General features: G+C 61.1%; 8 protein-coding genes and 1 pseudogene. All 9 read left to right on the top strand.

Annotation, left to right across the window (positions count from 1 at the left end; translation table 11 throughout):
- Positions 1-148, top strand: a pseudogene (locus AC1DKD_RS39890) (IS630 family transposase); the annotation flags it as partial.
- An 88-nt stretch (positions 149-236) separates the two neighbouring features.
- On the top strand, positions 237-485 hold the full coding sequence (locus tag AC1DKD_RS39885) for a hypothetical protein (protein WP_441637490.1): 249 nt from the start codon (positions 237-239) through the stop codon (positions 483-485).
- The gene (locus AC1DKD_RS39880; RefSeq protein ID WP_441637488.1) at positions 482-982 is read left to right on the top strand and encodes a hypothetical protein; all 501 of its coding nucleotides are present in this window, start codon (positions 482-484) and stop codon (positions 980-982) included. Before AC1DKD_RS39885 ends, AC1DKD_RS39880 begins: the two co-directional genes overlap by 4 nt.
- A gap of 743 nt (positions 983-1,725) precedes the next feature.
- The gene (locus tag AC1DKD_RS39875; RefSeq protein ID WP_477144615.1) at positions 1,726-2,364 is read left to right on the top strand and encodes a hypothetical protein; all 639 of its coding nucleotides are present in this window, start codon (positions 1,726-1,728) and stop codon (positions 2,362-2,364) included.
- 26 nt (positions 2,365-2,390) lie between these two features.
- The gene (locus tag AC1DKD_RS39870; protein WP_150984982.1) at positions 2,391-2,648 is read left to right on the top strand and encodes a PAAR domain-containing protein; all 258 of its coding nucleotides are present in this window, start codon (positions 2,391-2,393) and stop codon (positions 2,646-2,648) included.
- Positions 2,649-3,881, top strand: coding sequence for a hypothetical protein (locus AC1DKD_RS39865; RefSeq protein ID WP_441637482.1), 1,233 nt, complete (start codon positions 2,649-2,651; stop codon positions 3,879-3,881). It abuts the gene before it with no gap.
- Complete coding sequence (locus AC1DKD_RS39860) at positions 3,848-4,423, top strand: hypothetical protein (RefSeq protein ID WP_477144614.1); 576 nt, start codon at positions 3,848-3,850, stop codon at positions 4,421-4,423. The genes AC1DKD_RS39865 and AC1DKD_RS39860 overlap by 34 nt, the downstream gene beginning before the upstream one ends.
- A complete protein-coding gene (locus AC1DKD_RS39855) occupies positions 4,315-7,170 on the top strand; it encodes an ImcF-related family protein (RefSeq protein ID WP_477144613.1) in 2,856 nt (951 codons plus the stop codon). Before AC1DKD_RS39860 ends, AC1DKD_RS39855 begins: the two co-directional genes overlap by 109 nt.
- 26 nt (positions 7,171-7,196) lie before the next feature.
- The coding region (gene tssA, locus AC1DKD_RS39850) for a type VI secretion system protein TssA (RefSeq protein WP_477112142.1) at positions 7,197-8,209 on the top strand (1,013 nt) is incomplete at its 3' end.

Raw genomic sequence — 8,209 nt, 5'->3', positions numbered from 1 at the left:
ATCAACTCGACAACTTGAGCAAGCCATCCAAAAATATCTCGACCTGAACAACGCCAACCCCACGCCTTTCGTGTGGACGAAGTCCGCCGATGACATCCTCGCCAGCATCAGGCGATTTTGTCTGCGAATATCTGACGCAGGACACTAGCGGAGATGGCTGGCGATACCGAGGGCGAGGCCTCAAGCAGCTTACGGGGCGAGCCAACTACAGAGCTTTCACTAAATGGCATGTGGCTATGCAAAATGAGTGGCCTCAGGAAGTTGTTGATTTTGAAACAAATCCAGATCTACTCGTTCAGCCAAAGTATGCGGCAAGGTCTGCCGCGTACTTCTGGGTTGACCGTAATCTACCAGAAAAGGCGGATCAAGGAGAAACAGCTACGCAGGTAAATGCGATTACCGAGGTTGTTAATTTGCACACGGATAGTTACGCGGCGCGCGTCGAAAATTTTAATTCGATCTACAGTGGAGGGTATTTAAATTGAATACGGAATGCGATCTTATTGTGCTCGCAAGGGCGATTTATTTTGCGGGATTGATATTGTTCGGGGTGAGCGCGGAGGCCGAAGAAATAACGCTTTGTCAGCCTCATGAGGAGGTGTATTTTAGCTGTGCAAGTGAAGGAAAATTGATTTCGGTCTGCGCTTCGGGAAACATATCTCCAGATAATGGATACGTTCAGTATCGATTTGGAAGGGTTGATGAAATCGAACTCGAATTTCCAAAAAAGCCGTATCCACCGAGAAGATGGTTTTCAATAAGCGATATATCGGAGGGAAATATAACGTTTACGCATCTAAAATTTAATTTTGGAAAGTATAACTATGTATTGTATCAAGGTTCTCCAAGTGGAATATATATAAAGCGGAATGGGAAGTTGATTTCAAACCGTACCTGCGATCCCGGAGACTATCAGCCGATTAGCCCTCGAGCACTGAGGGGTATTAAGACAGTTGCGCCGATAGATGGCATAGATAACTGAGTTGAGCGTGATGGCGGCCGCGCGGAATCTAAAATAGGTTCGGACGAAAATTATATGATCGAAAATGATTTTTAAGTATCTATTGATTTTTAAAATTTCCTTTTTTGTATCTCTTGTGAATGCGGAAGATAGGCTTGTTCCGTGTCCGGTGGTGTCCCCTGCTCAGGGCGTGTTTTCTGCTTCGAAGATTAAAAAGGGTGCTCTAGTTGCAGTTGAGAAAGGGGGTGATGAGTACCCGATAAATTTGATGTTATATAAATATGAAAACGGTCTATGCCGGGAAGAGTTGGTTGCAAAATACTCAATCGAGGGGGCGGCGCCTCGGGTTGATTCCCTTTTTTTTGGGGAGAATAAAAGGAATGGTTAATCTATTTGTTATTGTCCGATGGGAACTGAGGCATAGTGGTCTGGGGACATACGGAGATCTTTATCAAGTGTATGCGTATGAGAGTGGCAAAGACGGTTCTTTGATTGAGAATAAAAATATCACTAAAAATAGCGAGATGGCAGGGGTCGATGGCTATGTTGAGAACCAGGTTTCCACTTTTCGACTGAAGAAAGCCAGCGATGTCAAGGATTTCCTTCGRTGGATGAGGTAGTCTGTGCGCAATACGGTGATTAATAGAGAAATATTTTCTGGGATTATGGAAGTGATTGAGAGATGATCGTTATAGGAGGAGTTTCGGTCGTGCGCGCTCGATACCAAGGCATGAAGGAAATTTTTAAATAATGGTTTTAAAGAAATGAAAATTATAAAGCGTGGAGCGGCTTCATTTTTCCTTATATTCATCACATGGACCTATGCTTATGGCGAAAGTTTAATATTTGATGGCGGATCGAGAGTCGATTATCTTGAGCCTATCCTGGAGAGTGAGTTCGGCACTGGGTGGAAAAGAGCCGTGTTCGTCAGTGCGGGCGGATCAAAATTTGATCTATTTCCGATGGAGAGATTGTCGATCGATGGAGGTGTAGTATTTTCGGATCCTGCGGACGCATTGATTTCACCGTCCGGAAGGTTTGCTGTTTTCTCTATTGTGAGAGCCGGTAGATTTTTCAAAATTGGAGGAGACGGAGGCGAAGAAATAGCGAGTCGACAATACTGCCCCGTAATAGACACTCAATCTGGGTGCATAGTGAGCAATATGACCGGCGGAATTTGCAGCGGGCGATGGGACGCGAAAGTAGACCTCTGGCTATTGGGTGAGAGAGGTGATTTCCTTGGTATTGCGAAGGTAATGGCTGGTGGCAATCCCGAAAGTGCAAGAGAAATTTGGGGTAGTTACTTAAAAATAAGTAAAAGGAACAAGGGATTTAAGTTATCCGAGATGATTGTTTTATGGGGGGTATTTTTTGCAAAATATGCCGCGATGAAGAATAACTAATGTAGAGGCAAGCAGGAATTTTGATTATGAAAGAACTAGCTTACGAAGACGACGATACAAGTCATGGCGGCAAGATCCTGTCGGGATCGGACCGCATTCAGGTCCGGGGGAGACGAGCCGCGCGGATCGGCGATATCGTGTCGTGTCCGATTCACGGCAACAACAAGATCGTGGAGGGCGGAGCCAGCATGACCGATGCGGGCGTGCCGCTTGCGCGCGACGGCGACCGGACCCAGTGCGGCAGTATCCTCATTGCTCACTGGCGCGGCGCGACGGTTCGGTAAATGCCCATCGATTTTCAGCGGGTACCGCCCAGAGCCACGGTGCCAGACCTGCCGCGCCTGTCGGTCGCCTGGTGGACGTTCCTGTTTGTCGCCATTGTGGGTGGGGGCGCTGCGTTTGTCATCTCCCTCTGGCCCGCGACAAAGCCGACAAACACCTTCTGGTTCTGGCTCTGCGTCATAGGCTATCCCTTGGCTGCTTGGGCCTTTCTGTGGAGCGTGGCCATGGCCGGCGCGTATGCGCGGCGCAGTGACGCCATGGCGGTCAACCGGGCGAGCGATGCCGAGGAACAGGACTGCCATGCGAGCGCTAGCAAGCCACTTGCGATTCTGGCCCACGCCTGGTGCTTTTCTGCTGACGACGCAGAGAACGGCGTTGAGGGCATTGCGAGCGGGCGCATGCAAATGGCTGCCCGGCCAAGTGCGGCATACCCTGAAACGGATGTGATCGCCCGCTGGATCGCGATACCCGAGAAGCCGTTCTACCCGGGCAATGAACTCTCGGAGCACGCCAGGCATAAAGTCGTCACTGACTGGCTGCTTGACCGCTTGCTCCGCCCGGTTATTGCGAGTCTGGAGTCCTTGCCAGCGCAGACCCGGCTACATGTACGGCTCGTCTCTGCGTCATCCGTGGAGGCGGATGAGGTCGGCGCGCGACTTGAAGCCAAGATATTGGCATGCCTCCCGCAGTTGCCCGTCGTCGCGACAGACGATACGGATGATCTGTCGCTGTTTGATGTCGACGCCTGGGCGGACCGCATGCCCGCAGACGAGGTGCAGCTACTCGTCGCACTTCAGTTGAGGCGTGCCATCAGTGAACGCTTGGATGGCGGCGTGGCCGAGGCTGGCGTCGCTTTGCTGGTGGGCCGCCCCGGGGCCTCGCGGCATGGTTCCGCGCTGCACTTGCACCGTCCAGCCCAGGACAGCGCGCAGTCCGCCTCGGATTGCGTGGCGCTCGCAATGCGTTGGGGGCGAACCAGCACCGAAGGCATCGGTGCGGTTTGGGACCAAGCGCTTTCCGACGAGGTGGTCACGCATCTCAAGTCATCGTCGCCCCTGGGCGATGCCGTCACATGGGTGGATCTTGCGAAGACCATCGGCAACTCTGGCAGTGCAGGCGCATGGCTCGCGACTGTCCTCGCTGCCGAGAATGCCGCCCTGTCCGCCCAATCGCAACTCGTCCTCACCCAGGAGGGCGATCGGTGCATCGCCCTCGTGTGCTGCAAGCCATCATGAATGAATACAAGCCACAGCCAGTAGCACGCTACCTCTGTATCGCGATATTGAGCCTCTTTGTCGCAGTCGGCCTCGCGGTTTGGTTCGAGGGGCCGGGGCAGGGGCTGTCGCGGCAGCAAGTCAAGCTGTTCGAGATTTCCTTGGCGATCGGGTGCATTGTGTCGCTGCTGCTGGCCAGGTACTACGAATGGTTGGCGCTAAAGATCCAGTTGCTGCGCGCCAGGCTGTGGGTCGCCAACTACGATGCCAGCAAGCGGAGCGAGGCTGCGACGGCGGGAGGCGGCGCGCCGGCAGCGCGTCCCGGGCGACTGGCCACTATACGCGACGCGCTTCACGTGCATCACGGTTGGCGCTGGCGCTACCGCCAGCCCTGGCTGCTGCTCACCGGCGACGACGCGATGTGGCGGAGGCGAGAACGGCGGCCCACGGCCTCATGCCGGTCATCAGTTGCGAGTTGCCGCGCCAGGCGGATGCGGACGCCATCGATGACGCGTTGCGCACGCTGCGCGACCAGCTGGCGCAGCGCGTGGTCGCGCAACTGATGGCGGGCAATCGCGACCGCTATATGGGGGAGCTTTCCCAGCGGCTCGACACCCGCGGCAAAGCGCTCGCCGACTGGATCGCCGGATTGGGGGGCCGGCAGCGCCGGCGCATCCCCGTGGACGGTATCGTCTTTGCGCCGTATCCACGGCCTGTCGCCGGCGACGCGAGCGTGCAGAGCAGCATCGACCTGCCGCTCTGGCATTACCTGGGCGAAGCCGCCCGCCGCCATCCGGGACGGCGCGTTGGCTGGCACCCGGTCACGGTGTCTGCCATCGTGTGCCTGACGGCCATCGGCTTGTGGGGCGCGGGCATGCTGGTGTCCAGCGTTCTGAACGGGCGGGACATCCACGCCGCCCGGCAATCCGTGAACGACTTTCAGTCGGCCCCCAACCCGGCGGCCCGCCTGCGCGCGCTTCTTGCCTTGCAGCAGCAGATCGAGCGCTACGAGTACCGTACCCAGCATCATGCGCCGCTTGCGACCCGCTTTGGCCTGAATCGCGATCCGGCGATCCTCGCCGCGCTGTGGAAGCCCTACGCGCAGGCCAGCCGCGAGCTGCTGGTCGCGCCCGTGCAGCGGGATCTGGAGGCGTCGCTGGTGGATCTTGCGCAACTGCGCACCACGGTGCTGGATGCGGTAACCAACCGGGTGGCGTTGAGCGGCCACCAGGCGCTCAAGACCTATTTGATGCTGGCCAACCCCGAACGCGCCGAGCCGGCTTTCCTGGCCCCGCAACTGGTGCAGCACTGGTCCACCGATGCCCGGATGACCCCGGGCGAGCGGCAGGACCTTGCCGAGCGCTTGCTCACCTTCTATGCGGAGCATTTGAAGGCCAACCCGGCAGGACACATCGAGCCGCGGCCCGAACTGGTCGCCGGCGCCCGTCAGACGCTGCTGGCCGTGATCGGCGAGCGCAATGCCGAGGACACCGTCTATCGGGGCGTGATCCAGGCCTTTGGTGAGCACGCTGGCAGCAAGTATCCGGACCAGACCCTGGCCGCGCTGACCGCCGGCGCCGATCCCCGGGGGCTGGTGCGAGCCGCGGCCATCGTGCCGGGGGTCTTCACCCGCCAGGCCTATGAGGGCTATGTCGCCCCCGCGATCGAGCAGGCCGCCAAGCGCACGGAGATCGCCAATGACTGGGTGCTGACCGATGGCAAGCCGCAGCAGCAGCAGCAGCAGACTGAGAGCCGTTCGGCCGAAGCGCTGCAGGCGGCCCTGACCGAGCAGTACTTCGCCGATTACGCGGAGCATTGGCAGGGCTTCATGAACAGCCTGCAATGGGAGGCCGCGCCGACCCTGCCCGCTGCGATCGGGCAGCTCAAGCTGATGGCCGACGCGCGCCAGTCGCCCGTCATCGCGCTGATGAAGTCGCTCGAATACCAGGGCGGCGCCGGCGCCCGCAAGGACTCGCTGTCCGATACGCTGGTGGCCAAGACGCAGGACCTGCTCGGCAAGAAGCCGGCGGGGCCCGAGGTGGCGAAGCCGGACGCGGCGGGGCCGCTGGGCGCGGCCTTTGGCCCGGTGCTGCGGCTGGTGGCGCAGGGTCAGCCCGGCAGCGCCAGCGCGGGCACCAGCGGTGACCTGAGTCTGCAACGGTTCCTTGACCGCGCGACGGCACTGCGCCTGCGCCTGCAGCAGGTCGGCAACAGCGCCGATGCCGATGCGCAGGCCCGTCAGATGGCGCAGGCGCTGTTCCAGGGCAAGGGCTCGGAACTGGCCGACACCCAGGCCTATGCGCAACTGATGGCGGCGAGCCTCGGCAGCCAGTGGGCGGGCATGGGCGAGACGCTGTTCGTGCGGCCCATCGCGCAGGCGACGCAGACGGTGCTGCGACCGGCGCAGGCGAGCTTGAACGACGCGTGGCGCCAAAGCATCGCGATGACATGGAGCCGCTCGTTCTCCGGACGCTATCCGTTTGCGGACACCGCCAACGATGCCTCGCTGGCCGAGCTGGCGCGCTTCCTGCGCCCGCAAAGCGGCTTGATCGGGTCCTTCCTCGGCACGCAGCTGGCGGGCGTGCTCGAGCTGCAGGGCGATCAGTGGCTGCCGGCAGCTACCGGCGGGCAGGCGCAGTCCTTCGATCCGGCCTTCCTCAACGCGATCAACACCTTGCAGCGCATGGCGGCGCACCTGCTGGCGCAGGGCGAGCCGCAGTACCGCTTCGAGTTCAAGCCGATCCCCACCCCGGGCCTGACCGACACGCTGCTGACGCTCGATGGGCAGACGCTGCACTACTACAACCAGCGCGAGACATGGCAGGCAATGCGCTGGCCGGGCAACAACCTGCAGGACCCGGGTACCCGGCTGCAATGGCAGACCGAGCGCGCCGGCACCAGCAAGAGCTACGAGTTCGGCGGCCGCTGGGGCCTGGTGCGGATGCTGGAGCGCGCGCACGTCGAACCGGTGGATAGCGCGAACTACCAGCTGACGTGGCAGGCGAGGCCGGACGCGCTGGATGCGCCGGAAACGCTAGAAGGGCCAGGCGCACCGAAGGCCCCTGCCGAGAACCGGGCCGATGCGCACGGTCGGACCTTCGCCGAAGATCCCGACAGCCTGACGGCGCGCAGCGCCCAGGCGCCTGTTGCGGCGGACGTGACCTATCCGGTGCGCTACCTGATGCGTACCGAGGTCGGGCAGGGGCCGCTGGAGATGCTGGCGCTGCGGGGCTTTGTGCTGCCAACGCGGATCTTCGTGGGCCGGGAGCCGCTGGCGGCGGCCCGCGATACACCCGCCCTGCGCAAGTAGAGATAGACAGGGACAAACGACAAACCATGTTCAACAAGCTCCTCAACGCGCTCTTCGGCGCGCGTGCCCCTGCGGATCTCGCTCGCTCCACACAGGCGCGCTGGGACCCATGGCTGCAACCCATCCGTCCCGACGCTCCGGCCGGCGACGATCCGGGCTACGACGACGACTTCCTCGCCATCAAGGAGGAGGTGGCCAAGCTGTCCGGCGTGAACGACACGCTGATTGTCGAGTCCGCCGAGCGGCTGCTCAAGCTGACCGCCAAGGACGTGCGCCTTGCCGTGTATTACGTCTACGGGCGCATGCGGCGCGATGGCGCCGAAGGGGTCGCCGCTGGCTTCGAGTTGCTGTCGGCACTGGTCGACCGTTTTGGCGCCCGGCTGCTGCCCGCCCGGGCCGAGAGCCGCAAGGCGGCACTCGAATGGCTGGCCGGCGCGACGTTCACGGACCGGCTCGACCGGGTGCCGGGCCTGGCCGGCGCGCAGCTGGAACGTACCCTGTCGGCACTGGCGCTGATTCTCGAGCGCACGGCGCAGTGGCCGGAACCGGCTCGCCCGGCGCTGGATGGGCTCATCCGTCGCTTCGAGGGCCGGGTCGAGTCACCGTCGGCCGCCGGCAACCCTGGTGGGGATGCGCCATCCGGGCCGGCGGCCGCCTCGGTCCTGCCAGCCTTGGGCGAGGTGGCCTCGACGCGCGATCTGCTGGATCGGGCGCGCCAGATGGCGCTGTACCTGCGCCAGCAACCGCAGGGCTACCTCGCGGCCTACCGCCTGATGCGCTGCGTACGGTGGGATACGTTGACCGAGATCCCGCCGCACGAGCACGGCGGCAAGACGCGCCTGGTGGCGCCGCGCGCCGAACTGCGCGCCCAGCTCAAGCGCCTGATGCTGCAAAAGCAGTGGCCGGAACTCCTCGACCGCGTCGAGCAGGCCTTCGCCGAAGGCGCGAATCATTTCTGGCTGGACTTGCAGTACTACGCCTTCACCGCCCAGGATCAGGCGGGTGGCGAGTATGCCCGCGCGCGCGACCTGCTCGCCAC

The organism is Cupriavidus sp. 05T313 (genome assembly GCF_056396665.1).
This window is presented reverse-complemented; position numbering and strand designations above follow the sequence as displayed.

What these genes read in the sequence shown, in the direction of transcription:
- AC1DKD_RS39885 (WP_441637490.1), top strand. Translation starts at nt 237, where the DNA reads ATGCAAAATGAGTGGCCTCAGGAAGTTGTTGATTTTGAAACAAATCCA.
- AC1DKD_RS39875 (WP_477144615.1), top strand. Translation starts at nt 1,726, where the DNA reads ATGAAAATTATAAAGCGTGGAGCGGCTTCATTTTTCCTTATATTCATC.
- AC1DKD_RS39870 (WP_150984982.1), top strand. Translation starts at nt 2,391, where the DNA reads ATGAAAGAACTAGCTTACGAAGACGACGATACAAGTCATGGCGGCAAG.
- AC1DKD_RS39865 (WP_441637482.1), top strand. Translation starts at nt 2,649, where the DNA reads ATGCCCATCGATTTTCAGCGGGTACCGCCCAGAGCCACGGTGCCAGAC.
- AC1DKD_RS39855 (WP_477144613.1), top strand. Translation starts at nt 4,315, where the DNA reads ATGCCGGTCATCAGTTGCGAGTTGCCGCGCCAGGCGGATGCGGACGCC.